Origin of the sequence: Nocardia wallacei (assembly GCF_029868745.1) — a bacterium.
GTDB classification, from domain to species: domain Bacteria; phylum Actinomycetota; class Actinomycetes; order Mycobacteriales; family Mycobacteriaceae; genus Nocardia; species Nocardia wallacei_B.
The window spans coordinates 1-1006 of the sequence record NZ_JARWOP010000079.1; the positions used below are offsets into that span (position 1 = coordinate 1).

Annotated in this window: 1 protein-coding gene; it reads left to right on the forward strand. The window is 74.1% G+C overall.

Going from position 1 to position 1006, the window contains the following annotated elements:
* Nucleotides 1-191 precede the first annotated feature (191 nt).
* Nucleotides 192-1006: GNAT family N-acetyltransferase (locus QH470_RS05505; protein ID WP_280271164.1), on the forward strand; the 815-nt coding region annotated here is incomplete at its 3' end.

Below are 1006 nucleotides of genomic sequence, written 5' to 3' on the forward strand. Positions count from 1 at the left end.
GTGCGGCCGTATTACCCGGCGGCGCTTGGCTTTCCGAGCGGGCCGGGGGGGGGGGGGGGGTGGGCGGCGCCGCCCGGGGGGTGTGGGGGGGCGACGCCCGCCCCCCCCGCCGCGGGGGCTCCCGGGCGCCCCCCGGGCGCCCCCGCGGGCGCGGGGCGCCCCGCGGCGGGGGCCCCCCCGCGGCCACGGTCATGAACCCCGCGACCGCGACGCTGGGTCCCGCGCGACTGCACGGACACACCGTCGTCATCCGCGCGCCGCGGCTCGGCGATCACCGGGACTGGCGGCGAATCCGCATCCGCGACCGCGCGCTGATCGAACCGTTCTGGTACAGCTCCCGACTCGACTGGGCGGAGCGGCACACCGAAAAGCACTGGGTGCGTGAGTATCTCCTCGGCCGCACCGAAGCCCGGACCGGGCGGCGGATGTCCGGCGTCATCGAGATCGACGGGCGTTTCGCTGGGCAGTGCGAGCTGTGTTCGATCGATGCCCGGCGCGGCACGGCGGAGATGAGCATCTGGATCGATTCCCGCGTCGCGCGGCACGGATTCGCGGGCGTGGCCGCCGGGCTGGTCCTCGACCACGGCTTCGGCGCGCTCGGATTGCAGCGGATCGTGGCGCCCATCTCCCCCGGGAACGTGGCCGCCGCGCACGGTGCGGCCGAACTCGGTTTCGTGCGTGAAGCACTGCTGGCCCGGTATTTCGACGCCGGTGGCGCGCGCCGCGACCACGAGCTGTGGGCGCTCACCCCCGCCGAGGTTCCGCCGGAAGGATTTGCGGCGTACTGGATTCGACGGGTGCTGACCAAGCAGGTGGAAGGGACTTCCGCCTCTATGCCCGCTATCGCCGGGCGCACGACCATGGAACGGGGTTCGGCCCAGTCGGCCGACAACGACTCGGCCGAACAGCAGGGGGCCACCGGTGCACGTTTATACGCTGCCGCAACGGTTTTAGCCGTATCGGCCCGGCTCACCGCCGGGCGGCAGCGGCGTCGCTGCGCACAGCG